Here is a 24630-nt window from a genome sequence, read left to right on the forward strand (position 1 = left end):
CCAGAGCTTGCGCACGCAACGTAAGATGCGCGACAAGGAAAGACATGGACCCGGTGACCGCGCACAACCCAGCCAGCCTGCTGCAGCTCGTCGAACGCAGCGCTTTCGTGGGGTTCTGGCGTCGCGACGCACGCCGCCGCACCCTGTACTGGTCGCCGCAGATGGCCCGCCTGCACGGCGCGCCCGACGACTACACGCCCACCTTCGAGGCCGCGCTTTCGCACTACGCGGACGAACACCGCACCGAACTCGCCGCACGGCTTCGTGCCTGCGAGGAGCAGGGCGAGACCTTCGACGTGGAGGTGCAGCTGCAGTCGCTGCAGGGCCGGCGCACGTGGGTGCGTTGCGTGGGCCAGCCCGTGCGCGACGACGCCGGCGCGATCGTCGGCAGCGAAGGCATCGTGCAGGAGATCGCGCCCGCGGGCTACGCCGAAGGCACGCTGCTGCGCCACACCGTGAGCATGGGCGGCGCCCTCGGCAGCGGCGAGGCGTTCGTCACCGTCGACAAGCAGGGCCGCATCAGCTATGCGAACGAGCAGGCGCAACACCTGCTCGCGGCGGGCGGCGAGCCGCTGATCGGCCGCAAGATCTGGACCTTCTTCCAGAAGCGCGTGCGGCTCGGCCTCGAGGAGCGCTTCGTGCAGGCGCTCGAGAGGCGCGAGGCGCTCGAACTGGAGGAACTCGACGCCCAGGTCGCGCACTGGCTGGAGCTGCGGGGCTTTCCCTTCGGCGCGGGGCTGGCCCTGCACCTGCGCGACGTGTCCTCGCGCCGGCGCGCGCAGCAGCACCTGACGCTGCTCGAAGGCAGCATCGCGCGCCTGAACGACATCGTCATCATCACCGAGGCCGCGCCCTTTCGCGCGCCGGGGCCGCGCATCGTGTTCGTCAACGAGGCGTTCGAGCGCCGCACCGGTTACACACGTGACGAGGTGATCGGCCATTCGCCGCGCCTGCTGCAGGGCCCCGACACGCAGCGCGCGCAGCTCGATCGCATCCGCTCCGCGCTTGAGCAGTGGGAGCGCGTGCGCGTCGACCTGATCAACTACACCAAGGCGGGCGAGCCGTACTGGGTGGACCTCGACGTGTCGCCGGTCTGGGACGAGACGCGGCGGCTCACGCACTGGGTCGCCGTCGGCCGCGACATCACCGAGCGCAAGCGCGACGAGGAGAAGATCCAGTACCTCGCGTTCTACGACCCGCTCACGCAGCTGCCCAACCGCCAGATGCTGCTGGATCGGCTGCGCGAAGCGGCAGGGGAGAGCGGGCACCCGCGCGAAGGCGCGCTGATGTTCATCGACCTGGACAACTTCAAGGTGCTCAACGACACGCTGGGCCACCAGAAGGGCGACATGCTGCTGCAGCAGGTGGGCCGGCGGCTGCGCAACTGCGTGGCGAAAGGCGACATCGTCGCGCGCCTCGGCGGCGACGAATTCGTCGTGCTGATCGAGAACACGCCCGAGAAGCCGCTCGACCCGCTGACCGCCGCCCGCGTGGTGAGCCAGCGCATCCTGGACGCCCTCGGCGAGCCCTACGTGCTGCCCGGCTACCTGCACCACAGCACCTGCAGCGTCGGCGTCACGCTCTTCGGCAAGACGGCGTCCACTTCCACCGAACTGCTGAAGCAGGCGGACCTGGCGATGTACCAGGCCAAGGCCGCGGGCCGCAATGCGGTGCGCTTCTTCGATCCCGAGATGCAGGCCGTGGCGACGGAGAACGCGGCGCTCGCCGCCGACCTGCGCCAGGCGTGGCGCGACAACCACCTGAGGGTCGAGTACCAGCCGCAGGTGGGCATGGACGGCCGCATGACGGGCGTCGAGGCCCTGCTGCGTTGGGAACATCCGACGCGTGGCATCGTCGGCCCGGACCAGTTCATCCCCACCGCGGAAGAGACGTCGCTGATCATCCCGATCGGCCACTGGGTGCTCGAGGCGGCGTGCGCACAGCTCGCCGTGTGGGCGCAGCGGCCCGACCGTGCCCACCTCAGCATCGCGGTGAACGTCAGCGTGCGGCAGTTCCGCCATCCCGAGTTCATCGACGAGGTGGTGAGCTGCGTGAAGCGGTCCGGCATCCGGCCCGAGAAGCTCAAGCTGGAGCTCACCGAGAGCCTGCTCGCCGACAACCTCGACGCCACCATCGCCAAGATGCGCAACCTCAAGGACATGGGGGTGCGCCTCTCGGTGGACGACTTCGGGATCGGCTATTCGTCGCTGTCGTACCTGAAGCGCCTGCCGATCGACGAACTCAAGATCGACCGGGGCTTCATCAAGGACATCCTCACCGACGGCAACGACGCCGCCATCGCGGGCACGATCATCGGCCTGTGCCGCAACCTGGGCCTCGAGGTGATCGCCGAAGGGGTGGAGACGGAGGAGCAGCGCGCCTTCCTCGCGCGCCAGGGCTGCCACCGCTACCAGGGCTACCTGTTCTGCCGGCCGCTGCCGCTGGAGCAGCTGGAGGCCTTCATCGAGGCGGCGGGCGCCGCCCCGTCCCTCACACCGGAACCATCGTCAGTGGAGTCGTGATCACGGCGCGCGGCAGGCGCAGGATGATCGCCTGGCCGCTGCGCAGCAGTTCCACGCCGTGCTCCTGCGCGAGTGCCTGCACTTCCACCCAGGACAGCGGCGCGTCCCCGGCTTCGTGCAGCTGCGTGAAGGTGCCTTGCGGCTGCGGCTGGTACTCCACCGCGATGACGCCGTGCGACGAAGACTGCTCGGTGCGCACCGCGACTTCGCCCGGGGCGGGCGCCGCATCGGTGAGGGTGAGGATCGCGGCGGCGAGCAGGAAGCGCAGGGCGCTGCGCGAGACGTCGAACTCGCCGTCGCCCAGTTCCATGCGGAGGTCGAAGCCGCGGAAGTTCAGGCTGGTGGAGAGCAGGCGCACGATCTCGGTGGCGCCTTCGCGCAGGGTGATCGTGTCGTCTTCCGCGGGCTCCATCCACGTGCACACTTCCAGGCAACGGGCCACGGCCTGGCGCGAGAGCCGGTTCAGCTTGGAGACGGAGCCGGCGAGGTCGTCGCTGGCGACGGCGCCGCGCTCCATGCGCGCGCTCAGCGCTTCGGCCATCATGCCCAGCGACTGCAGGTGCACCACCATGTCGTGCCTCAGCGGCGGCGTGAGGCGGCGCAGGATGTCGTGCTGCGCAGCACGCGCGAGGCTGCGTTGTCGCTGGGGCGAGGCGTCCATGGCAGGGGGCGGCAGGGCTCCGGCGGACGTGACGATGGGGTTCTCGATGGCCAACACTGCTAAGGTTTGAAGCGTTCAGGTTGGAAGCGAGTCTCGGATGCGGGTTCCCCGCGCCGTGTCAGGGGGTCCCGGGGCGCCATGTAGGACGCGTGCCCCACCCCGTGTGGCCCGCGCTGTCGGTTGTGCTGTAATTTTGGCTTATGCAGCCTTCCGCGTCCCTTTCCCTGCCCTCCGACGACAGTGCCGCCGCGCGCCTGGCGGGCCTGCTCGATTCCGCGATGGACGGAATCATCAGCGTGGACGACACGCAGCGCATCGTCATCTACAACCGTGCCGCGGAGCGCATGTTCGGCTGGAAGTCCGATGAGGTGCGCGGCAAGTCGCTGGACCTCCTGATTCCCGAGCGCTACCGGCGCGGCCACGGCCAGCAGGTGCGGCGCTTCGGCGCCACCGGCACCACGTCGCGCCGCATGGGCGACAACACCGTGCTCTATGCGATGCGCAAGGACGGCAGCGAGTTCCCGATCGACGCCTCGATCTCGCAGCTGCAGACGCCGGAGGGCAAGCTCTACACCGTGATCCTGCGCGACGTGACCGAGCGCGTGCGCGCGCGCGAGGAGCTGGCCAACTTCGCGGCCGAATCCGCCGGCGTGCGCGAACAGGAGAAGTCCCGCATCGCCCGCGAGCTGCACGACGAGCTCGCGCAATCCCTCACGGCGCTGAAGATGGACACCATCTGGCTGCGGGACCACGTACCCGCCGGCGATGCCGCGGCGCACGACAAGATGGCCCAGATGCTGGCGCTGCTGGATTCCTCGGTCGCGGCGGTGCGGCGCATCGCCGCGGACCTGCGGCCGCTGGTCCTCGACGACCTGGGCCTGGTGCCGGCCATCGAGTGGGTGGTGCAGAGCTTCACGCAGCGCAGCGGCGTGCCGTGCGAGCTGGACCTGGACGAGTCGCTGGAACTGAAGGAGCCCTACGCCACGGGCGTGTTCCGCATCGTGCAGGAGTCCCTGAACAACGTCGCGAAGCACGCACGCGCCACGCGCGTGCGGGTGGTGCTGCGCCCCGCGGGCGAGCACCTGCTGCTGCGCGTGGAGGACGACGGCATCGGCTTCCGCCTGGGCGCGCCGCGCCCGCCGCAGTCCCTGGGCCTCGTCGGCCTGCGCGAACGCGCGCAGCTGCTGCGCGGCGAGGTGCGCGTGGAAAGCAGCCCCGGCGCGGGCACCCGCGTGGAAGCCCGCATTCCCCTGGTTCCCGAAGGAACGCCATGACCGTCCGCATCGTCCTGGCGGACGACCACGCCATCGTCCGCGAAGGCCTCAAGCGCATCGTTTCCGACGTCGAGGACTTCACCGTCGCCGGCGAGGCCGCGGACGGCACGGACGTGATGCGCATCGTGCGCAGCCTGGAGTTCGACGTGCTGGTGCTGGACCTGTCGATGCCGGGCCGCAGCGGCATGGAGCTGATCAAGCTGGTGAAGGCGGAGAAGCCGCGCCTGCGCATCCTCGTGCTGAGCATGCACCAGGAGACGCAGTACGCGGTGCGCGCGATCAAGTCCGGCGCGAGCGGCTACCTCACGAAGGAAAGTGCCCCCGCGCAACTGGAACAGGCGATCCGCAAGATCGCAGGCGGCGGCGCCTACATCAGCGCCGAAGTCGCGGAGCAGCTCGCCCTCGGCGCCATGCCGGGCAGCGACGCGCCGCCGCACGAGACGCTCTCGGACCGGGAGTTCGAAGTCTTCCGGCTACTGGTGGCGGGCGAGGCCGTGTCCGATATCGCGGCCAAGCTCAACCTGTCGGTGAAGACGGTGAGCACGCACAAGTCGAACCTGATGCAGAAGATCGGGTTGACGAACCAGACGGAACTGGTGCGCTACGCGATCAAGCACGGGCTGGTGGATCTCTGACTTCCTCCACCACTTCGAACTCCATCACGCAATCCCCCCGCAAGGCATGCACGGTCATGCGGTTGCGGGTGTCCGCCACGTAGCTCTGGGACGGCCGCAGGAACACGTCGCGCGGGTCGCCGTCGTGCGTGATCCACGCTTCCCCGTTGCGGCAATGCACCGTCACCGTGCCGGGCAGCGGCGCGACCTCGCGCGTGGCGCCTTGCCGCACCTGGGCGAAGAAGCGGCGCGTGATGTGCCGGGGCCGCGGCGGTGCCAGGCCGAAGAGGCGGGCGATGTCGGGCAGGCTGGGCAGGGCGGTTTCCATGGGTGGCGATCATCGGGGCGCGGCGCAGCCCATCCAGTCGGACGGCCGCGCCAGCCGCTGTAGTCGGCCGCCTGCGGCGCTCCGGGTGCGTAGTCGCCGTGCGCCCGCAGGGCGCGGCAAAGCCTCAGCGCCGTCGCGCGGCCGTCCTACAGTCGCGCCAAGCTCGGCCCTCCTAGATTCGTGCACCACCAGGAAGAGAGCACCATGAAGGAACGCATCGAGGGAGCATCCGCGGGCATCGGCGACCGGCTGCGCCGCATCGGCCGCTGGATCCGCCGGCACCCCGTGAAGACCGTTGCGGCCGTGCCGCTCGCGCTTGCCGTCTACGTGGCGGCGCTGTACCCGTTCACGCCGAGCATCGGCGACATCCGCAAGTCCAAGCAGGAGTCCCCCTCGGTCGTGCTCTCGGCGGACGGCAAGGAACTGGCCGTCTTCAAGCGCGCCAACCGCGACTGGGTGAAGCTGGAGGACATCTCGCCCAAGGTGACCGAGGCGCTGCTCGCCACCGAGGACAAGCGCTTCTACGACCACCACGGCATCGACCTCGTGCGCACGGCCAAGGCGGTGGTGAACACGCTCACCGGCGACGTCGAGGGCGGCTCCACCATCACGCAGCAGCTCGCCCGCAACCTGTACCCGGAGGAGATCGGCCGGGAGCAGACGGTCACGCGCAAGATCAAGGAAGCGATCACCGCGCTGAAGATCGAGGCGATCTACAGCAAGGACGAGATCCTGGAGACCTACCTCAACTCGGTCTCCTTCCTCTACAACGCGTGGGGCATCGAGATGGCTGCACGCACCTACTTCGGCAAGTCGGCGAAGGAGCTCGACGAGCTGCAGGCCGCCACGCTGATCGGCATGCTGAAGGGAACCGCGTACTACAACCCGGTGATCAACCCCGACCGCGCCGTGCAGCGCCGCAACACGGTGCTGGCGATGATGGTGAAGGAAGGCAAGCTGCCCGAAGCGCGCTACGAGCAGCTGAAGGCGCAGCCGATGAAGCTGGACTTCGAGCGGCCCGAGGAGAACACCGGCCCCGCCCCGCACCTGGCCGAATACCTCAAGCGCTGGCTGCTGGAATGGGCGGACCGCCACGACTACAACATCTATGCCGACGGCCTGGTCGTGAAGACCACGATCGACTCGCGCCTGCAGGCGATGGCCAACCAGGCGGTGGAGCGCCAGACCCGGGCGCTGCAGGCGGTGGCGGACGTGGAGTGGAGCAAGAGCGGCCTCGCGGGACTGGGCAGCGACACCGCCGCCTATGTCGCGGCGCGCAGCCGCGTGTCGCCCTTCGAGTACTTCTGGAACAGCAACCAGGGCGTGGTGAAGTCCTGGATCAAGGAGTCGCTGGAGTACAAGCAGGCCCGCGACCAGGGGCTGGACGAAGCCGCAGCCATCAAGCAGCTGCAGGGCAACGCCGAATTCATGCGCGACCTCCGCAAGCAGAAGACGATGCTGCAGGCGGGCTTCCTCGCCATCGAGCCGGGCAGCGGCGCCATCCGCGCCTGGGTGGGCAGCCGCGACTACAACGACGACAAGTTCGACCACGTGCAGCAGGCGAAGCGCCAGCCCGGCTCCACCTTCAAGCCCTTCGTGTACGGCGCCGCCTTCGAGCAGGGGCACCAGCCGAACGAGACGCTGATGGACGAGCCCGTGGCGATCCAGATCGACCGCAAGCAGGTCTGGCGCCCGGGCGACGTGGAAGGCTCGCCGACCAACCAGCCGATGACGCTGCGCGAAGGACTGGCGCGCTCCAAGAACACGATCACGGCGCAGCTCATGATGCAGGTCGGGCCTTCGCGCGTCGCCAGCCTGGCGCGTGCCATGGGCGTGCGCCAGAGCAAGCTGAACGAAGTGCCTTCGCTCGCCCTCGGCACCAGCCCGGTCACGCTGAAGGAAATGGTGACCTCCTTCGCCACCATCGCCAACAGCGGCAACTACGTGGAGCCGGTCGTCGTCACGGCGGTGGAGGACCGCAGCGGCAACGTGCTGGAAAGCTTCGGCCGCGGCGCGTCCGAGCAGGCGCTGTCCACGCAAGCTGCGCAGACGCTGCTGGACGTGCTGCGCGGCACCGTCGAATACGGCACCGCCGCCGGCCTGCGCCCGCGCTTCGGCCTCTCCGGCGACCTCGCCGGCAAGACGGGAACGACCCAGGACAACACGGACGGCTGGTTCATCCTGATGCATCCGCAGCTCGTGGCCGGTGCCTGGATGGGATTCAACGACAACCGCGTGACCATGCGCAGCTCCTACTGGGGCCAGGGCGCGCACAACGCGCTGTTCGTGGTCGGCGACATGATGCAGCAGGCGCAGAAGGCCGGCGTGATCGACACCAAGGCCACCTTCGCCGCGCCGCGCCTGCGCGACCAGGAAAAGCCGCTGATGGACCGCATGGGCGACTGGTGGAACAGCGTGTTCAACTCGGCGCCGTCCGCGGCCGACCCGCAGGTGGCCACCGTGCCGGAGGTGAAGCTGCCGGAGATCAGCCTGGAGCCGCCGAAGCTCGAGCCGCCGCCGCGCACGCTGGACATGGCGCAGACGCCCGCATCGCCGGTGGTGACGCCGGACGCGCCGGTGATCGCCTCGGATTCGCAGCGCGTGCCGTCCTTCCCGCGCCCGCTGGAGCCCACCCGTCCCATCGAGACGGTGCCCGGCACGCAGGTGTACCGCAGCCCCGATCCGTCCACGCGCCTGCCGGATCCCTCCGCGCCTGCGGACGTGGTGCGCGCGCCGGCGCAGACGGCCCGCGTGGCGCCGCCGACGTCGACGTACACGGCGCCGACGTACACCGCGCCGACGAGCAGTGGCACCGCGGCGATGGGCGCAGCTTCCGCAAGCGGCAGCAGCAGCACGCCCGTAGCGCGCGAGTCGACGGCTTCCCCGCCGCGGCCGCCCGCGCCCGCGAGCGGCAGTTCGCGGGACGGCACGGTCACGCTCTCGCGGGACAGCGCGACGACGATCACGGTCCCGCGCGAGATGCCGCGGCGCGAGACGCGCCAGGTGCCGATCATCGACGGGGATGCGGCGGGGAACGTGGGGCCCAGCGTCTCGGCGCCGGCGTCCCCGGCTCCCGCGGCGATGGGATCGGTCGGCGAGGCGTCGGGGAGCGCCACCGAATGACCGTAGGCTGGGTTTCGCGGAGCGAACCCCAGCTTCCTGCGCAGCAGGGCGATCTTGCTGGGGTCGCTGCGCGAACCCAGCCTACAGGTCCCGTCGAGGGCAAACGAAAAGAGCCGGGTGACCCGGCTCTTTTCCTTCATGCGGACGGCGTTCAGCGATCCAGGTCCTTCTTGTCGATCTCGCGATCGAGCTCGCGCTCTTCGCGGATGTCGTCCTTGGCGTCGCCCACTCGCTGCTGCAGCTTGCCCTTCAGCTCGCGCGCATGGCCCTTGACCTCGAGCGACTTGTCGCCCGTCATGCGGCCGACGCGCTCCTTGATCTCGCCGGTCACCTCGTTCGTGGCGCCCTTGATGTGGTCTTTGTTCATGGGATCTCCTTTCGTACTGGGATGCTTCCCATCTTGGGACGCCACCCGCGCCGAGGTAGACCCGGGGCGCCGCACTTGGCGTGCGGACCCTCCTACAGCCGAGGACGCTACTGCAAGGCGCCTTCGGCGCGCTGGCTGTTCCACCAGGCCATCAGCGCCCGGAAGTTGCCGCCGAACTGCTGGCTCAGCAGCGCTTCGTAGCCGAACGAGCACACGGCGGCCGAGCCGAAGTCCAGCAGGTGGCGGTTGGCCGCTTCGGCGCGGCGGGGATCAGCCGATTCCCACGCGCGGGTCGGCGAAGCGCTAGAAGCTGCCGCCCGGCTGCGCGAGCACGCCGCGCAGGCGCTCGACGTCGACGATCTTCACCTGGCGCTGGTGCACCTCCAGCATGCCTTCCTCGGCGAAGCGAGAGAAGGTGCGGCTGACCGTCTCCAGCTTCAGCCCCAGGTAGCTGCCGATCTCCTGGCGCGTCATGCGCAGCACCAGCTCGGACCGCGAGAAGCCGCGCGCCTGCAGGCGTTGCACGAGGTTGAGGAGGAAGGCCGCGACACGTTCCTCGGCGCGCATGGTGCCCAGCAAGAGCATCACGCCGTGCTCGCGCACGATCTCGCGGCTCATGACGCGGTGCAGGTGGTGCTGCAGTGCGCCCACCTCGCGCGAGAGCTCGCCGATGCGGTCGAAGGGCAGCACGCACACTTCGGCATCCTCCAGCGCCACCGCGTCGCAGGTGTGCTGGTCGTTGACGATGCCGTCCAGCCCGACGATCTCTCCTGCCATCTGGAAGCCCGTCACCTGGTCGCGGCCGTCTTCGGCGGTGACGCAGGTCTTGAACACGCCGGTGCGGATCGCATAGAGCGCGTGGAACTTCTCGCCCGTGCGGAACAAGGGCGTCTTGCGCTTGACCTTCCGGCGGGTGGTGATCAGCTGGTCGATGCGCGACATCTCGTCGTCGGACAGGCCGACCGGCATGCACAGCTCGCGCAGGCTGCAGTTGGAACAGGCGACCTTCATGCCGGAATGGCTCAGCGGCGCGGGCTTGGTCTCGGACTCGGGCAGGATGGAGGTCACGGCAGGTCGGTGGGTGGTTCTGATCTGAATCAAATTGTCCGGGGCGACGGACGGCGCCGGTTGACACAGGTCAAGCGGGGCGGACCTTGCGGCGCGCACCATGGGGCCCAGACGCAAGAACACCCGCCATGAACTCCCCGATCACCCCCGAACTCCTGCGCCAGTACGACGTGCCCGGCCCCCGCTACACGTCCTATCCCACCGCGGATCGCTTCGTCGAGGCCTTCGGCCCCGGCGACTACGGCCAGGCGCTCACGCAGCGCCGCGAAGGCCCGGCCGCCATGAGCCTGCCGCTGTCGCTGTACGTGCACATCCCCTTCTGCGAGTCGCTCTGCTACTACTGCGCCTGCAACAAGATCATCACCAAGCACCACAGCAAGGCCGCGAGCTACCTGCGCTACCTGTCGCAGGAGGTGGAGCTGCACACGGCGGTGCTCGGGACTTCGCAGCCGGTCAGCCAGCTGCACCTGGGCGGCGGCTCGCCCACCTTCCTGTCGGACGACGAACTGCGCGAGCTCATGGCCATGCTGCGCCGGAACTTCGCCGTGGCGCCCGGCGCCGAGTGCTCCATCGAGATCGACCCGCGCACGGTGACGGCCGAGCGCCTGCAGGTGCTGGCCGACCTGGGTTTCAACCGCATCAGCTTCGGCGTGCAGGACTTCGACCCCGAGGTGCAGAAGGCCGTGCACCGCGTGCAGCCTTACGAGCAGGTGGCCGCGCTGATGGCCGACGCCCGCCGCATCGGCTTCGACTCCATCAACGTCGACCTGATCTACGGCCTGCCGCGGCAGACGCCGGAGTCCTTCGCCCGCACGCTGGCGCAGGTGTCCACGCTGCGGCCGGACCGCATCGCCCTGTACGGCTACGCGCACCTGCCGGAGCGCTTCAAGCCGCAGCGCCGCATCCTCTCGGCCGAACTGCCGGCGGGCGGGGCCAAGATCAACATGCTGTCGTCGGCGCTCGCGGCCTTCCTGAGCGCGGGCTACGTCTACATCGGCATGGACCACTTCGCGCTGCCGGGCGACGCGCTCGCCGTGGCCAAGCGCCAGGGCCGGCTGCACCGCAACTTCCAGGGCTACAGCACGCACGCGGACTGCGACCTGATCGGCCTGGGCGTGTCGGCGATCGGCAAGGTGGGCGCCACCTACAGCCAGAACGCCAAGACGATGGAGGAGTACTGCGACCTGCTGGACCAGGGCAAGCTGCCCGTGGTGCGCGGGCTGGCGCTCTCGCGCGACGACCTCGCGCGGCGTGCCGTGATCATGGCGCTCATGTGCCAGGGGCAGCTGGTGTTCGAGTCGATCGAGCTCGCCTGGCTGCTGGACTTCCGCCAGTACTTCGCGGCCGAGATGGAGCAGATGAAGGAACTTCAGGCGCAGGGGCTCGTCGCCATCGACGACACCGGCATCCAGGTCACGGCCAAGGGCTGGTTCTTCGTGCGGGCCGTGGCCATGCAGTTCGACAAGTACCTGCAGGCCGACCGCAACCGCGCCCGCTTCTCCCGCATCATCTGATGACCCTCACGCTCGCGGGCACGGCCTTCCTCATGGGCCTCGTGGGGGGACCCCACTGCCTGGCCATGTGCGGCGCGGCGTGCGGCGGCGTGGTTCGTGCCGCCGGCGCCCAGCCGGTGCGCGGGATGTGGACCTTCCAGGGCGGGCGCCTGGTCGGCTATTCGCTGGCGGGGGCGGCGGCGGGGCTCGCGGTCCAGAGTTTCGCGTGGCTGTCCTCGAACACGGCGGCGCTGAAGCCGGTGTGGACGCTCTTCCACGTGATGGTGCTGCTCTGGGGCCTGATGCTCCTGGCGAAGGCGCGGCAGCCGGCCTGGGTGGAGAGCGCCGGGCGCGGCGTCTGGTCGCGCGTGCGGCCGATGGCGCAGCGGCGCGGCGGCCTGCTCGCCACGGGCGCGTTGTGGGCCTTCATGCCTTGCGGGCTGCTCTATTCGGCGCTGCTGGTCGCCTCGCTCTCGGGCGGGGCGCTGGAAGGGGCGCTCTCCATGGCCCTGTTCGCGATCGGCAGCGGCATCTCGCTGGGCCTCGCGCCCTCGGCGCTGCGCAAGCTGCAGGAACTGGGCAACCGCCTGCGCAAGGACTGGGGCACCCGCATCGCCGGCGGGCTGCTGGCCCTCACCGCCGCGTGGGCGCTGTGGATGGACCTGGCGCACCGCATCGCCCAGTGGTGCGGGATCGGTTGAGCTGAGGGCGCGCGACTGGCATTGCGCGCGCCCGGAGACCACAATCCGCAGCGACGCGTCGCCACGACGCGAGGGGAGGGCGCCATGTCCGACAACCCTGCTGCCGCCGACCCGGTCACCGTCGCCCTGACCGGCATGTTCCCCGCGATGGTGCTGCTGGCCGCGCTGCTGTCGTATCCCGTCGCGCGCTGGCTCCTGGCGCTCTATCACCGCAGTGTCGGGCGCGGCATGCAGGCTTCCAGCGGTGCGTCCGCGCAGCACGCCGCGCAGGTGCCGGGCCGGCCGCCCGCCACGCCGCTGCGGATCGTGGACATTCCCGCCGCCCCCGGGGGCGGGAGCGACCTGGCCTGGCTGCTCGAGGCGCCCCGCCGCGCCGGCTACGTGTACGCCGCCGCGGGCGCCGTGTATGCGCTCGTCATGGCGGTCGGCTGGCTCGTCGCAAGCGGCATCGGCTTGTCCGTCACGCGCGTGGCGGCGATCGGCTGGACCTACTTCTGGCCCACGGTCCTCGGCGTCAGCCTGGTGGCCACCGTGGAGCGCAGCAAGTGGCGCCTGGTGGGCGCCTACGCGGCGGCGCTGGCGGTGCTGACGCTCGTCGCGTACGCGGTCAGCCCCGACCTGCACTGGCACGAGATGCCGGTGTTCTGGCTGCTGGAGAACGCCGTGCCCACCCTGCTGCTGGCGGCGTTCCTCTCCCGCCGCATCCGCGCCGTGGGGCCGATGGTGCTGGCCTTCATGGTGCTGGCGCTCATCGGGTCGCAGCTTCCGCCCCTGTTCCTGGCCGACGACGCGTCCATCCGCGCGCTCGCCGCGGCCGGGGGCGCCCTGGGCCTGGGCGGCGTCGAGACCTTCTGGGCCATGCTGCTGGCGGGCGCCGGCGCTTTCGGCGTCGTGGGCTGGTGGCTGCTGCGCTGGCTGGGGCGCCGCTACGAGCAGAAGCGGATCACCGACCACATGCTCGTGACCGATGCGCTGTGGCTGCTGTTCGGGATCACGCATTCGTACACGCTGGCCTTCCATGGGTGGCCGTGGGTGTTCACGGGGCTCCTCGCCTTCGCCTGCTTCCGCCTCACGCGCGCGCTCGGCTTCCGCTGGCTGCGCGCGCGGCCGCACCCCGCCCGGCGCACCTTGCTGCTGCTGCGCGTGTTCGCCCTCGGCCCGCGCAGCGCGCGCCTGTTCGACGTGCTGCAGACGCACTGGCTGCGCCTGGGCGACATCACGATGATCGCCGGCCCGGACCTCGTCACGACGACGGTGGAGCCGCACGAATTCCTCGCCTTCCTCGGCGGCAAGCTCTCGCGCCAGTTCGTCGAAGGCCGCGCCGACCTCGACCAGCGCCTCGCGCGCCTGGACACGGAGCGCGACGTCGACGGCCGCTACCGCGTGAACGAGTTCTTCTGCCGCGCGGACACCTGGCAGATGGCGATGCGCGAGCTCGCCGCGCGCAGCGACGCGGTGCTGATGGACCTGCGCAGCTTCTCCCCTGCCAACCGCGGTTGCCTCTTCGAACTCGGGGAACTGTTGCAGGGCGTCGACCTGGAGCGCGTGGTCTTCGTCGTCGACGCGAGCACGGACCGCGCCTTCCTGGAGGCTTCGCTCGCGGAGTTGTGGACGCACGTCACGCCGCAGTCGCCGAACCGCCGGCGCGGCGAGGCCTGCGCCCGCATCTTCGACCTGGCGGTACGGCCCACGGCGACCAGGTGGCACGCGCTGCTCGCCGCGCTGGCCGGGCGCAGGGGAGAGACCGAGCCGCGGCCGCGCGGCACAATGGCGGAGACCGAACCCTCCGGAGCCGCGCCATGAACGTCGTCCTGCGTGCCGCGCTTGCCTGTGCACTCCTCGCCCCCGCCGGCTGGGCCGGGGCCGAGACGCTGCGCTGCAACGGCGCGATCGCGGCCGAAGGCGACTCGAAGGTGTCGGTGCTGTACAAGTGCGGCCAGCCCGCTTTGGCGGACACCTTCTGCGCACCCGTCTACGTGTGGGGCAGCCCGTACCCGGTGCCCGCGCCCCTGGTGCCGCTGTCGGTGCCTTGCCAGGCCGTGGAGGAGTGGCTGTACGACCGCGGGCCGGGCAACCTGATGGCCACCGTGCGCTTCCGCGACGGGCGCGTGGCGTCGATCCGCTACGATCGCCAGCCGCAATGAAGACCTACTTCGGCCTGCTGGCGATCCTGTTCCTGGTGGGCGGCGCCTGGCTGCTCGTGCGGCGCCTCGCCGTCGCGTGGCGCGGCGTGCCCGCGGTGGGCCAGGTGGTCGCCTTCGAGGAACGCCGTGCCGAGCAGCAGGTGCACTACCTGCCGGTGGTCTCCTTCCGCGACCAGCGCGGCCTCGCGCACTGTTTCACCTCGCCCGCGGGCAGCGCGGACCGCGAGCCCGCGATCGGCTCGATCGTGCCCGTGCGCTACCTGCCGGACGCACCGGAGCAGGTGTTCATCGTTTCTTCGCTGCACATGTGGGCGGCTCCGGCGGGCTTCTTCGTCCTCGGCCTGGGCTCGCTGCTTGCCTGGATCAAGGCCTGACCCGATGCGCACCCAGTACTACACCGCCTGCAGCCTCGACGGCTTCCTCGCCACGCCGGACGACTCGCTCGAGTGGCTGTTCCCGCTCGGGGACATCAACGACACCAGCTACCCCGGGTTCATCCGCGAAGTCGGCGCGCTGGCGATGGGTTCGTCCACGTACGAGTGGATGTTGCGGCACGTGGTGAAGGAGGACCGCTCCGGCCCGTGGCCCTACACGCAGCCGACGTGGGTGTTCTCCAGCCGCTCGCTGCCCGACGTGCCGGGCGCGGACATCCGCTTCGTGCGCGGCGACGTGCGCCCGGTGCACGCGCAGATGGTGGCTGCCGCGGGCGGGCGCAACGTCTGGCTGGTCGGCGGCGGCGAACTGGTGGGGCAGTTCCACGACGCGGGCCTGCTGGACGAGATCATCGTGCAGGTGGGCTCGGTGACGCTGGGCGCCGGCAAGCCCTTGCTGCCGCGGAAGATCACCTCGCCGTCCCTTCGGCTCGTATCAGCGCGGAAGGTGGGCGAAGGGTTCGCGGAATTGCGTTATGAGGTGCCGCAGGGCGAGTGATCGGGGGTTCGCTGCGCTCACCGAGAGCCAGCGAAGCCTGCGGGCGGTTCCGTACGCTTGCCGCGGGGATTGTCTGCGTCCGATCCTGGATGTCCATCATGACCACTGCCTCCCGGGCGAAGCCGGCACTCGCAGTTCAGGATCTGGTTGATTAGGACGATGCCGTCGCTCACCATGAAGTCGTCCGTGACGAGGCGCCGCGCTGGCTCAGGGACACTTCGCATGCACTTCGAGCCCCTGCACGAATCCACCCTCCCTCTCCTGCACGCCTGGCTGCAACGCCCGCACGTGGCGGCCTGGTGGCAGCCCACGCCGGCGCTGGAGGAGCTGCGCGAGGACTACTTCGGGGCGGGCGCGGATCCGACCGAAGCCTTCGTCGCGTGGCACGAAGGCGTGCCCATCGGCTTCATCCAGTGCTACGCGACGTCGACATCGTGGGCACCCCCGACGGTCCCGCCTTGCTGATGCGCGTGCGCCGCAGAGCGCTGCCCGCGGCGCCCGCCGGTAACTTTTCGTTGTAAGTACGCACCTGCCTCTTTCCGCCGCCGAGCACGCGCCCGAAAATCGGGCAAAGACCCGAAAGGCGGCGACATGAAATGGATCTTCTGGCCGGCCGTGCGGCTGATGCTGCGGCTTCCGAACGAGAAGAAGCTGCCCCTGATGATGGTGGTCTTCTACCTGCCGCTCGCGGTTCTGTACTTCGGAACCTCGGAGCAGCTCGCTCCCGCGGCCAAGGCGTGGCTCGCGGGCGGCGTGCTGCTCGGGCTGTACGTGATGGCCGCGTTCTACCTGCAGGCCAACGAAGGCTGGACGCGCGTGCTGGGCCCCTTCCGCAAGCTGGCCGACGGCGAGCTCGCGGGCAAGGTGGAGACGCAGGGGCTCGGCGGGCACTTCGGGCTGTTCCTGCGCCTGCTCGGCGACATCAATCGCAACCTGGGCCAGATCGTCACGCAGGTGCGCCACAGCTCCGAGGCGGTGGCGCATGCCGCGCGCGAAGTCACCGAAGGCAGCACCGACCTGTCGCGCCGCACCGAGCAGCAGGCCGCGACGCTGGAGGAGACGGCGGCGGGCATGGAAGAACTCGCCGCCACGGTGCAGCAGAACGCGGAGAACTGCAAGGTGGCCTCCAGCCTGGCGCAGCGCGCGGAAACCGTCGCCCGTGACGGCGCGCGCGAGGTGCACGGGGTGGTGCAAGGCATGGGACGCATCCAGCAGGGCTCCGACCGCATGGCGGACATCATCGGCGCCATCGAGGGCATCGCCTTCCAGACGAACATCCTCGCGTTGAATGCGGCGGTCGAGGCCGCGCGCGCCGGCGAGCAGGGCCGCGGCTTCGCCGTGGTGGCGACCGAGGTGCGCGCGCTGGCACAGCGCAGCGCCGGTGCCGCCAAGGAGATCCGCGCGCTGATCGAGGATTCCGCGAGCGAGATCCGCGCGGGCAGCCGGCAGGTGGAAGCGGCAGGCAAGGTGATCGACGAGATCGTGACCAGCGTGCACCAGGTGAACGAGCTGATCGGAACCATCGCGACCGCGTCCACGCAGCAGAGCGTCGGCGTGGGCGAGATCAACCGCGCCATCGTGCAGCTGGAGAGCGTGACGCAGGAGAACGCGGCGCTGGTGGAGGCGGCCGCCTCCAGCTCGCATGCCTTCCTGCACGAGGCACACCGGCTGACGGAGGTGGTGGCGCGGTTCCGCACGGGGGCGGAGGCCGTGCAGGCGGCGCCACGCCAGCCTGTGCCCGCGGTGCCGCACGCACAGCCGCGGCTCGCGAACTAGCGAGGACCGGGACCCTCAGCTCGCGGCCGCATCGGGGGGCGCACCCGCCGGGCCGTCCTTCAGCCGCGCCGCGATGCCATACAGCACCGAGGTCGAGAAGAAGACGAGCGCGGCCATGATGATCCACTCCGCCCAGGCCTCCCACGCCAGCACCGGCGGGAACAGGCCCACCGCGCGCATCACGGCGATGCTGAAAGACACGCCCAGCACGGGCGTGACGGCCGACAGCACGATCTGGAGGAACTTCCGCATGGGCTGCTCCTGGACGGGAAGCGGAGCCGGCATTGTGCGCCCGCACCAGGCGCAGCGCTAGGGTTTTCCCGCGCGGTGCGATGTCGATTTCCGCCATAGTCCCTCGTCGTGGAAGCAGAGGGTCGTCCTCTGCCTCTTCCAGGGAATCCGTCATGGCCAGCACCAACACCGTCCGCCTGCACCGCGTCCTGCGCGCTGCGCCCGATCGCGTCTACCGCGCCTTCCTCGACGCCGACGCCATGTGCAAGTGGCTGCCGCCCTACGGCTTCACCGCCAAGTGCTACCGCCTGGACGCCGAGGTCGGCGGCGAGTGGCGCATGTCCTTCACGAACTTCGGCTCGAAGCACACCCATGCCTTCGGCGGCAAGTACCTCGAGCTTGTGCCCGGCCAGAAGCTGCGCTACACGAGCGCCTTCGACGACCCGCACCTGCCCGGCGAGATGACCACCACCATCGTGCTCACGCCGGTGTCGGTGGGCACCGAGATGCAGGTCACGCAGGAAGGCATCCCCGCAGTGATCCCGGCGGAAGCGTGCTACCTCGGCTGGCAGGAGTCGCTGCTGCAGCTCGCGCGGCTGGTCGAGCCCGAGATCCCGGGCTGAACGCCATGCACAAGAGCCGCCTGGGCACCATCGTCATCGACTGCCAGACCGGCGACGTGGAAGCGGCCGCGGCCTTCTGGTCGCAGGCGCTCGGCTGGGAAGCGCGCGCGCTGTCCGACCCGAACGACGCGCAGTACCGCCTGTTCGACACGCCGGCCGACCAGCCGACGATGCTGGTGCAGGCCGTTTCGCATCCGAGCCGCGTGCACATCGACATCGAGACCGACGACATCGAGGCCGAGGTGGCGCGGCTCGAGAAGCTGGGCGCCAGGCGCCTGCAGTTCGTCAAGCGCTGGTGGGTCATGGAGTCGCCCACGGGCCAGCGCTTCTGCGTCGTGCGCCCGCAGCGCCCCGACTTCGCGGAGCGCGCCAACACCTGGGGCGGGGACCGCTAGCCCTTGGACCTGCTGCTGGTCCTCGTCGCGGGCCTCTTCGCCGGCACGCTCGGCGGCATCGTGGGCACCGGCTCCTCGCTGGTGCTGATGCCCATCCTCGTGGTGATGTTCGGGCCGCGGCAGGCCGTGCCGATCATGGCCGTCGCCGCGATTCTGGGCAATCTCGGGCGCGTGCTGGCCTGGCGCCGCGACATCGACTGGCGCGCCTGTGGTGCGTACTGCGTGACCGCCGTGCCGGGCGCGATGCTCGGGGCACGGCTGCTGCTCACGATCCCGCCGGGCGTCGCGGAAACGGCGCTGGGCGTGTTCTTCCTGTCGCTGATTCCCGTGCGGCGCTGGCTGCACCGCCACGCGTTCAGGCTCTCGCTGTACCACTTGATGCTGCTGGGGGCGCCCATCGGCCTCCTGACCGGGCTGGTCGTGTCGACGGGGCCGATCACCGTGCCGCTGTTCACCTTCTACGGGCTGGAACGCGGCGCGTTCCTGGGCACGGAAGCGGCGGCATCGATCGGCATGTACGGCGCGAAGGTGGCGACGTTCCAGGCCTTCGGTGCACTTCCGCTGGAGGTGGTGGTGCAAGGCGTGGGCGTGGGCGCGACGCTGATGGCGGGCTCGTTCGCGGGCCGCTTCGTCGTGCTCAAGATCTCGCCGGGCGCGTACCGGTCGCTCATCGACGGGTTGATGCTGTGCTCGGGGGTGTCGCTGCTGTGGGCGGCTGTCCGGTAGGGGACGCGGGGTCGCGGGGATGACTGCCGGGGGTGGGGCGGTGGGGTTCACTCCGTTCACCTTCCGCGGCTTCGCCGCGCCACCCTACGAATGCATGGATTTGTAGGGTGGCCCGGCGAAGCCGGGGAAGGTGAGCGACAGCGAACCCCACCGCCAAAGCGAACGCGAGGCCGCCCATGTCCATCCCCGATCCCCTTTCATTCGTCCGCGACATCAACGCCACCGCCGCCTTCAACCGCTGGTGCGGCATCCAGGTCCTCTCCGCCGGCGAAGGCCGCGCGGAGATCGCCGTCGCCTGGCGCGACGACCTCGGACAGTACGCCGGCTTCCTGCACGCCGGCCTGGTCGGCGCGCTGGTCGACACCGCCTGCGGGTTCGCGGCCGTGACCGTCGTCGGCCGCGTGCTGGCCTCGCATTTCGCGGTGAACTGCCTGCGGCCCGCCGTCGGCGAGCGCTTCATCGCGCGTGCCCGCGTGGTGAAGCCGGGCAGGACCCAGGTCTTCACCGCCTGCGAGCTCTTCGCCGTCGCCGACGGCGTGGAGAAACTCGTCGCGACCGGCGAGACGCTGCTGACGCCCGTCAGTCCAGCGTGAACGCCTGCAGGTAGTCGGGCACCGTCACGGTCCACCGCAGGTTGCGCTCGATGCGCTGGCGCAGCGCATCGGCCGCGTCGGGCTCGCCGTGCGTGATGAAGGTGCGGCGCGGCGCCGAGGGGGCCGTGCGCAGCCAGGCTTCGACGCCGGCCGCATCCGCATGCGCCGAGAGCGCGTCGATGCGCGCCACCTCCGCGCGGATGGGAATGTCCTGGCCGTGGATGCGTACGGTCGGCGCGCCGGCCGCCAGTGAAGCACCGCGCGTGCCGCCGGCCTGGAAGCCCACCAGCAGGATGGTGTTGCGCCGCTCCGGCGCGAAGCGCTCGATGTGGTGCACGACGCGGCCGCCCGTGGCCATGCCGCTGCCGGCGATGATGACCATCGGCCCCTTGCGTGCGTTGAGCGCGCGCGACTCGTCGGGCGTGCGCACGATCTCCGCGCCGTGGCAGATGCCCTCGCACTCCTCGGCCGAGATCCGCAGTTCCGGCCGGTGGTGGCGGTACACCTCCAGCGCGTCGGCCGCCATGGGGCTGTTGAGGTAGACCGGCAGGTGGTGGATGCGCTTCGCCTTCTTCAGCAGCTGGATGCCGTGCAGCAGCGTCTGCGCGCGGCCGACCGCGAAGGCGGGAATGACCAGCGTGCCGCCGCGCGCGGACGTGCGGTTGATGATTTCCGCGAGCTGGTCGAAGGGGTCCCCGTGCGGGTGCAGGCGGTCGCCGTAGGTCGACTCCACGACGGCATAGTCCGCCTGCGGCATGGGCTCCGGCGCGCGCAGCACCGGGTCGTCGCCGCGGCCGAGGTCGCCGGAGAACACGATGGACCGCTTGCCGTCCGACAGGTGCACCACCGAGCCGCCGGGCATGTGGCCCGCGTGCGAGAGCCGCCCCGTGAGCCACGGGACGGGATGGAAGTCTTCGTGCCAGCGCACGGGCTCGAAGCTTTCCAGGCAGCGCACGGCATCGGCGCGCGTGTAGAGGGGCAGCGCGGGCTCGTGCTTGCTGGTGTGGTGGCGGTTGGCGAACTCCGCTTCCTCCTCCTGCAGGCCGCCGCTGTCCGGCAGCAGGATGCGGCACAGGTCCCGCGTCGCCGCGCTGCAGAAGATGCGCCCCCGGAAGCCCTGCTTCACCAGCAGCGGCAGGTAGCCGCTGTGGTCGATGTGCGCGTGCGTGAGCACGACGGAGGAGATCTCGTCCGCGCGCACCGGCAACGGTTCCCAGTTGCGCAGCCGCAGCTGCTTCCAGCCCTGGAAGAGGCCGCAGTCGACGAGCACGGTGCTGCCGCCATGGCGCAGCAGGTACTTGGAGCCGGTGACGGTGCCGGTGGCACCCAGGAACTGGATCTGCATGCCCGCACTGTCCGCGCAGCCGCGAGGCTCGCGCTTGCGCTGGATCAACCCCATGGCCGCGCAGGCTTGCGCTACGCTGTCCCGGCCGTTTCGTCGGGGAGGAAGCATGGGCGGTCCTCGCAGCCCGGTGTCGTTCGGCGGCCGGGTCGTCATCGTCGGTTTCGGCAGCATCGCGCAAGGCCTGGTGCCGCTGCTGTTCCAGGCGCTGGGCGTGCAGCCTTCGCAGGTGCTGGTGGTCACCGGCGTGCCGGACCGCCAGGGCGTGGCGCGCGCGCTCGGCATCGAGCTGCGCGTCCATCGCCTCACGCAAGCCAACCACGCACAGGTGCTGCGGCCGCTGCTGCGCGCGGGCGACTTCCTCCTCAACCTCGCCGTCGACGTGTGCAGCCTGGACCTCGTGCGCCTGTGCCACAGCTGCGGCGCGTTCTACCTCGATGCGGACAACCAGCCCTGGCCCGGCCGCTACGAGAACGCGGCGCTGCCGCCGTCGCAGCGCTCCAACTACGCGCTGCGCGAGGAGATGCTCGCCTATGGCCGCGACCATCCGCATGCGCCTACCGCCTGCATCACGCAAGGTGCGAACCCGGGGCTGGTGAACTCCTTCCTGAAGGTGGCGCTGCTCGCCATGGCCGCCGACCTGCGCGTGGATGTGCGCACGCCCGAGAACCGGCGCGAGTGGGCTGCGCTCGCCCGCCGGCTCGACGTCAAGGTGATCCACGTGGCCGAGCGCGACACGCAGACCACGCCGCAGCGGCGCCGGCGCGGCGAGTTCGTCAACACCTGGTCCGTCGATGCCTTCGTCGACGAGGGCCTGCAGCCCGCGGAGCTGGGCTGGGGCACGCACGAGCGGCACTGGCCCCCCGATGCGCAGCGCCACGGCTACGGCTGCGACGCGGCCATCCTGCTGGATCGCCCGGGGATGGGCACGCGCGTGCGCAGCTGGGCGCCCCTGGAAGGCCCGTACCAGGGCTTCCTGGTGACGCACGCGGAGTCGATCTCGATCGCCGACTTCCTCACGGTGCGCGAGGCGGGGCAGGTGGCGTACCGGCCGACGGTGCATTACGCCTACCACCCTTGCGACGACGCCGTGGCTTCCATCCACGAGCTGGCCGGGCGTCACTGGCGGTTGCAGGGGCGGCAGCGCATCCTGCGCGAGGAGATCAGCGAAGGCCGCGACGAGCTGGGCGTGCTGCTCATGGGCAATGCGCGCGGCGTCTACTGGTACGGCTCGCGGCTCGCGATCGAGCAGGCGCGTGCGCTGCTGCCGTTCAACAACGCGACGTCCCTGCAGGTGGCGGCCGGCATCCTCGGCGCGATGGTGTGGGCCTTGCAGAACCCGGAGCGCGGGGTGGTGGAGCCGGACGCGGTCGACCACCGCGTGGTGATGGAGGCTGCCATGCCCTGGCTGGGCGAGGTGGTCGGCGTGTGGGGCGACTGGACGCCACTGAAGGACCGCAGCCCCCTGTTCCCTGAGCCGCGCGACGGCGGCGACCCCTGGCAGTTCGTCAATTTCCGCGTCGGCTGAGCCGTTGCTGGCTCTTCGGCAGGGATACCACACACGATTGCACGCGATTCCTACAGGCAAGACCCTGTCATGGCGGGACCATGGGTTCACCTCTACCATGGGACCATCGCATGCCTGAAGTGAAGCAGGAGCCTGCCAGCCAATCCATGGACGCGACCCGCAAGCCGCCTCCCGCCGCCGCCAGGCCGCCGCTCGACGCGCGGCTCACGGAACAGCGCAATCCGCGCAGCATGCGGATCGACCAGCTGTCGTCGCTCGAGATCGTCGATCTCGTCAACGCGGAGGACCGCCTCGTGGCGGCCGCCGTGAGCGACGAACGCGTGCAGATCGCGCGCGCGATCGACCTCGTCGTCGACGGCTTCCGCCGCGGCGGCCGCCTGATCTACGTCGGTGCCGGCACGTCGGGCCGCCTCGGCGTGCTCGACGCCTCGGAGATGCCGCCCACGTACCGCACCGACCCGGAGATGGTGCAAGGCGTGATGGCCGGCGGTTACGAGGCGCTCCTGCGTGCGCAGGAAGGCGCCGAAGACCATCCGGAAGACGGTGCCGCCGCCATGGACGAGCGCAGCATCGACGACAAGGACTTCGTGCTGGGCATCGCCGCCTCCGGTACCACGCCTTACGTGCACGGCGCGCTGAAGCGCGCGCGCGAGCGCGGGGCGCGCACCGGTTTCCTGCTGTGCACCTACCCGTCGGAAGAACTGCTGCAGGCCCACGACGTGGTCATCGCGCCGCTGGTGGGGCCGGAGGTCGTGACGGGCTCCACGCGCATGAAGGCGGGGACCGCGACCAAGATGGTGCTGAACATGCTGAGCACCGGCGCGATGGTGCGCATGGGCAAGGTCTACGGCAACCTGATGGTGGACCTGCAGGTCACCTGCCAGAAGCTGCAGGACCGGGGCGAACGCATCCTGATGGAAACCGTCGGCGTGGATCGCGCCGAGGCCGAGCGCCTGCTCGAAGCATCGGGCGGCCACGTGAAGACCGCGATCGTCATGAAGCGCTTCGGCGTGGATGCGGCGGAAGCGCGGAGGAAGATCGAGCAGGCGGGTGGGGCGATCGGCGCGTTGAAGTAGGGTGGCGCGGCGAAGCCGCGGGAGGTGAGCAACGCGAACCCCACCGATCGGCGTCCACCAAAAAAGAAAGCGGCCATCGGCCGCTTTTTTCGTGGGAGCCCTGGGTTCCCGCCTCCGCGGGAATGACGGGAATCACTTCGTCGCGCTCTCGCTCCAGGGCATGTCCTTCCACAGCTGCCTGAAGCCGTTCTCGGCTCCCTTCAGCTCCGCCTCGTACTGCGCCGGCGGCAGGTAGCGCAGGGGCGCGAAGTAGCCAGCGGCCTTCTGCTGGAACTCCGGATCGGCCGCGGCCTTCTGCACGGCGTTCACCAGCTGCTCGCGGATCGCGGGCGGCAGGCCCTTGGGCGCGGCGATGCCGCGCAGCGAGGCCATGACGATGTCGTAGCCCTGTTCCTTGAACGTGGGCAGCGTCGGCGCCAGCGTCGTGCGCGTGCCGCTCATCTGGCCCAGGTTGCGCATGGGCGAGCCGCCCTTCTCGTACTGCAGCGCCTCGCCGATGTTCATCGACGCCATGTAGATCTGCTTGCCCACCACGCCCTGGTGCACTTCCGCCGCGCCCTTGAACGGCACGTGCGTGAGTTTCACGCCCGCCGCGCGCTCGAACATCATGGCCGCGAGGTGGTCGTCGGAGCCGATGCCCGTGGTGCCGTAGCTCACCTTGCCGGGATTCGCCTTCGCGTAGGCCACCAGTTCCGCCAGGTTCTTCACCGGCGTGTCGTTGTGCACCGAGAAGTTGCCCGGGTCGTCGATCACGTTGCCCAGCAGGTCGAAGCCGGTCCAGTGGTAGTTGGCCTTGCGCTCGATCGGGATCGTCAGCACGTTGGGCGTGTTGATGAAGCCGATGGTGTAGCCGTCCGCCGGCGCGTTCGCGATCTCCGCGAAGCCGATGCCGCCGCCCGCGCCGGGCCGGTTCAGCACCACGATGGACGCGTTGGTCCCCAGGTACTTGGCGATGTAGGGCGCGATCAGCCGCGCGGTGATGTCGGTGCCGCCGCCGGGCGCGTAGGCCACGACCATCTTGATCGGCTGCTCGGGGTAGGCCGCATGCGCCGCCACCGCGGTGGCGGCGAGCAGCAGGGCGGAAAGGGTCTTCTTCATCTCTTCGTCTCCTTGGG

Annotated in this window: 25 protein-coding genes; 18 read left to right on the top strand and 7 right to left on the bottom strand. The window is 70.2% G+C overall.

Annotated elements, in window-relative coordinates:
• Nucleotides 1-44: 44 nt before the first annotated feature.
• Entirely contained in the window at nt 45-2522 is a 2478-nt protein-coding gene (locus H8N03_RS09300) for a sensor domain-containing protein (protein ID WP_187075889.1), read from the top strand.
• Here H8N03_RS09300 and H8N03_RS09305 read toward each other — a convergent pair.
• Nucleotides 2491-3237: a hypothetical protein gene (locus H8N03_RS09305; protein WP_187075890.1), complete on the bottom strand. Its 747-nt coding sequence runs from the start codon at nt 3235-3237 to the stop codon at nt 2491-2493. The genes H8N03_RS09300 and H8N03_RS09305 overlap by 32 nt on opposite strands.
• A 146-nt stretch (nt 3238-3383) precedes the next feature.
• Here H8N03_RS09305 and H8N03_RS09310 point away from each other — a divergent pair, with 146 nt between their 5' ends.
• Both H8N03_RS09310 and H8N03_RS09315 read left to right on the top strand, forming a co-directional pair.
• Complete coding sequence (locus H8N03_RS09310) at nt 3384-4457, top strand: PAS domain-containing sensor histidine kinase (RefSeq protein ID WP_187075891.1); 1074 nt, start codon at nt 3384-3386, stop codon at nt 4455-4457.
• Entirely contained in the window at nt 4454-5092 is a 639-nt protein-coding gene (locus H8N03_RS09315) for a response regulator (RefSeq protein WP_187075892.1), read from the top strand. The genes H8N03_RS09310 and H8N03_RS09315 overlap by 4 nt, the downstream gene beginning before the upstream one ends.
• Here H8N03_RS09315 and H8N03_RS09320 read toward each other — a convergent pair.
• Nucleotides 5067-5399: a DUF2917 domain-containing protein gene (locus H8N03_RS09320; protein WP_187075893.1), complete on the bottom strand. Its 333-nt coding sequence runs from the start codon at nt 5397-5399 to the stop codon at nt 5067-5069. The genes H8N03_RS09315 and H8N03_RS09320 overlap by 26 nt on opposite strands.
• Nucleotides 5400-5603: 204 nt before the next feature.
• On the opposite strand from H8N03_RS09320, the gene H8N03_RS09325 reads away from it, so the two are divergent.
• Nucleotides 5604-8522, top strand: coding sequence for a penicillin-binding protein 1A (locus H8N03_RS09325; protein ID WP_222622918.1), 2919 nt, complete (start codon nt 5604-5606; stop codon nt 8520-8522).
• A gap of 151 nt (nt 8523-8673) precedes the next feature.
• Here the strand turns inward: H8N03_RS09325 and H8N03_RS09330 are convergent, their stop codons facing one another.
• On the bottom strand, nt 8674-8889 hold the full coding sequence (locus tag H8N03_RS09330; RefSeq protein ID WP_187075894.1) for a CsbD family protein: 216 nt from the start codon (nt 8887-8889) through the stop codon (nt 8674-8676).
• Between the two features lie 303 nt (nt 8890-9192).
• On the bottom strand, nt 9193-9900 hold the full coding sequence (gene fnr / locus H8N03_RS09335) for a fumarate/nitrate reduction transcriptional regulator Fnr (RefSeq protein WP_435531661.1): 708 nt from the start codon (nt 9898-9900) through the stop codon (nt 9193-9195).
• A gap of 185 nt (nt 9901-10085) precedes the next feature.
• Here fnr and hemN point away from each other — a divergent pair, with 185 nt between their 5' ends.
• The 8 genes from hemN to H8N03_RS09375 all read left to right on the top strand — a co-directional run bounded on the left by hemN (nt 10086) and on the right by H8N03_RS09375 (nt 17001).
• Nucleotides 10086-11471: an oxygen-independent coproporphyrinogen III oxidase gene (hemN, locus tag H8N03_RS09340; protein WP_187075895.1), complete on the top strand. Its 1386-nt coding sequence runs from the start codon at nt 10086-10088 to the stop codon at nt 11469-11471.
• A complete protein-coding gene (locus H8N03_RS09345; RefSeq protein WP_187075896.1) occupies nt 11471-12151 on the top strand; it encodes a sulfite exporter TauE/SafE family protein in 681 nt (226 codons plus the stop codon). Before hemN ends, H8N03_RS09345 begins: the two co-directional genes overlap by 1 nt.
• An 84-nt stretch (nt 12152-12235) precedes the next feature.
• Nucleotides 12236-13954 (top strand): hypothetical protein, encoded by a 1719-nt coding sequence (locus tag H8N03_RS09350; protein ID WP_187075897.1) that lies wholly within the window; start codon nt 12236-12238, stop codon nt 13952-13954.
• The gene (locus tag H8N03_RS09355; protein ID WP_187075898.1) at nt 13951-14295 is read left to right on the top strand and encodes a DUF2845 domain-containing protein; all 345 of its coding nucleotides are present in this window, start codon (nt 13951-13953) and stop codon (nt 14293-14295) included. The genes H8N03_RS09350 and H8N03_RS09355 overlap by 4 nt, the downstream gene beginning before the upstream one ends.
• The gene (locus H8N03_RS09360) at nt 14292-14669 is read left to right on the top strand and encodes a DUF3592 domain-containing protein (protein ID WP_187075899.1); all 378 of its coding nucleotides are present in this window, start codon (nt 14292-14294) and stop codon (nt 14667-14669) included. Before H8N03_RS09355 ends, H8N03_RS09360 begins: the two co-directional genes overlap by 4 nt.
• 4 nt (nt 14670-14673) lie before the next feature.
• On the top strand, nt 14674-15225 hold the full coding sequence (locus H8N03_RS09365) for a dihydrofolate reductase family protein (RefSeq protein WP_187075900.1): 552 nt from the start codon (nt 14674-14676) through the stop codon (nt 15223-15225).
• A 222-nt stretch (nt 15226-15447) separates the two neighbouring features.
• Nucleotides 15448-15690 (top strand): GNAT family N-acetyltransferase, encoded by a 243-nt coding sequence (locus H8N03_RS09370; protein ID WP_187075901.1) that lies wholly within the window; start codon nt 15448-15450, stop codon nt 15688-15690.
• Between the two features lie 126 nt (nt 15691-15816).
• Entirely contained in the window at nt 15817-17001 is a 1185-nt protein-coding gene (locus H8N03_RS09375) for a methyl-accepting chemotaxis protein (RefSeq protein WP_187075902.1), read from the top strand.
• A 15-nt stretch (nt 17002-17016) separates the two neighbouring features.
• Here the strand turns inward: H8N03_RS09375 and H8N03_RS09380 are convergent, their stop codons facing one another.
• The gene (locus H8N03_RS09380) at nt 17017-17253 is read right to left on the bottom strand and encodes a hypothetical protein (protein ID WP_187075903.1); all 237 of its coding nucleotides are present in this window, start codon (nt 17251-17253) and stop codon (nt 17017-17019) included.
• Nucleotides 17254-17405: 152 nt separating this feature from the next.
• Here H8N03_RS09380 and H8N03_RS09385 point away from each other — a divergent pair, with 152 nt between their 5' ends.
• From H8N03_RS09385 to H8N03_RS09400, 4 genes are all read left to right on the top strand, one after another.
• Nucleotides 17406-17855, top strand: coding sequence for an SRPBCC family protein (locus H8N03_RS09385; RefSeq protein ID WP_187075904.1), 450 nt, complete (start codon nt 17406-17408; stop codon nt 17853-17855).
• A gap of 5 nt (nt 17856-17860) precedes the next feature.
• Nucleotides 17861-18250, top strand: coding sequence for a VOC family protein (locus tag H8N03_RS09390; protein ID WP_187075905.1), 390 nt, complete (start codon nt 17861-17863; stop codon nt 18248-18250).
• A gap of 3 nt (nt 18251-18253) precedes the next feature.
• A complete protein-coding gene (locus tag H8N03_RS09395; protein WP_187075906.1) occupies nt 18254-18976 on the top strand; it encodes a sulfite exporter TauE/SafE family protein in 723 nt (240 codons plus the stop codon).
• Between the two features lie 176 nt (nt 18977-19152).
• Complete coding sequence (locus tag H8N03_RS09400; protein WP_187075907.1) at nt 19153-19569, top strand: PaaI family thioesterase; 417 nt, start codon at nt 19153-19155, stop codon at nt 19567-19569.
• On the opposite strand, the gene H8N03_RS09405 is transcribed toward H8N03_RS09400, so the two are convergent.
• The gene (locus tag H8N03_RS09405; protein WP_187075908.1) at nt 19556-20914 is read right to left on the bottom strand and encodes an MBL fold metallo-hydrolase RNA specificity domain-containing protein; all 1359 of its coding nucleotides are present in this window, start codon (nt 20912-20914) and stop codon (nt 19556-19558) included. The genes H8N03_RS09400 and H8N03_RS09405 overlap by 14 nt on opposite strands.
• A 106-nt stretch (nt 20915-21020) precedes the next feature.
• On the opposite strand from H8N03_RS09405, the gene H8N03_RS09410 reads away from it, so the two are divergent.
• Both H8N03_RS09410 and murQ read left to right on the top strand, forming a co-directional pair.
• Nucleotides 21021-22439, top strand: coding sequence for a homospermidine synthase (locus H8N03_RS09410; RefSeq protein WP_187075909.1), 1419 nt, complete (start codon nt 21021-21023; stop codon nt 22437-22439).
• 110 nt (nt 22440-22549) lie between these two features.
• Nucleotides 22550-23515, top strand: a complete 966-nt coding sequence (gene murQ, locus H8N03_RS09415; RefSeq protein WP_222622919.1) for an N-acetylmuramic acid 6-phosphate etherase — start codon at nt 22550-22552, stop codon at nt 23513-23515.
• A 132-nt stretch (nt 23516-23647) separates the two neighbouring features.
• Here the strand turns inward: murQ and H8N03_RS09420 are convergent, their stop codons facing one another.
• Nucleotides 23648-24613 carry a tripartite tricarboxylate transporter substrate binding protein gene (locus H8N03_RS09420; protein WP_255428153.1) on the bottom strand — a complete coding sequence of 322 codons (966 nt, stop codon included), beginning with the start codon at nt 24611-24613 and terminating at the stop codon, nt 23648-23650.
• Between the last annotated feature and the right edge of the window lie 17 nt (nt 24614-24630).

The sequence above is a fragment of the Ramlibacter cellulosilyticus genome, assembly GCF_014297465.1.
In the GTDB taxonomy this organism is placed as follows: domain Bacteria; phylum Pseudomonadota; class Gammaproteobacteria; order Burkholderiales; family Burkholderiaceae_C; genus Ramlibacter; species Ramlibacter cellulosilyticus.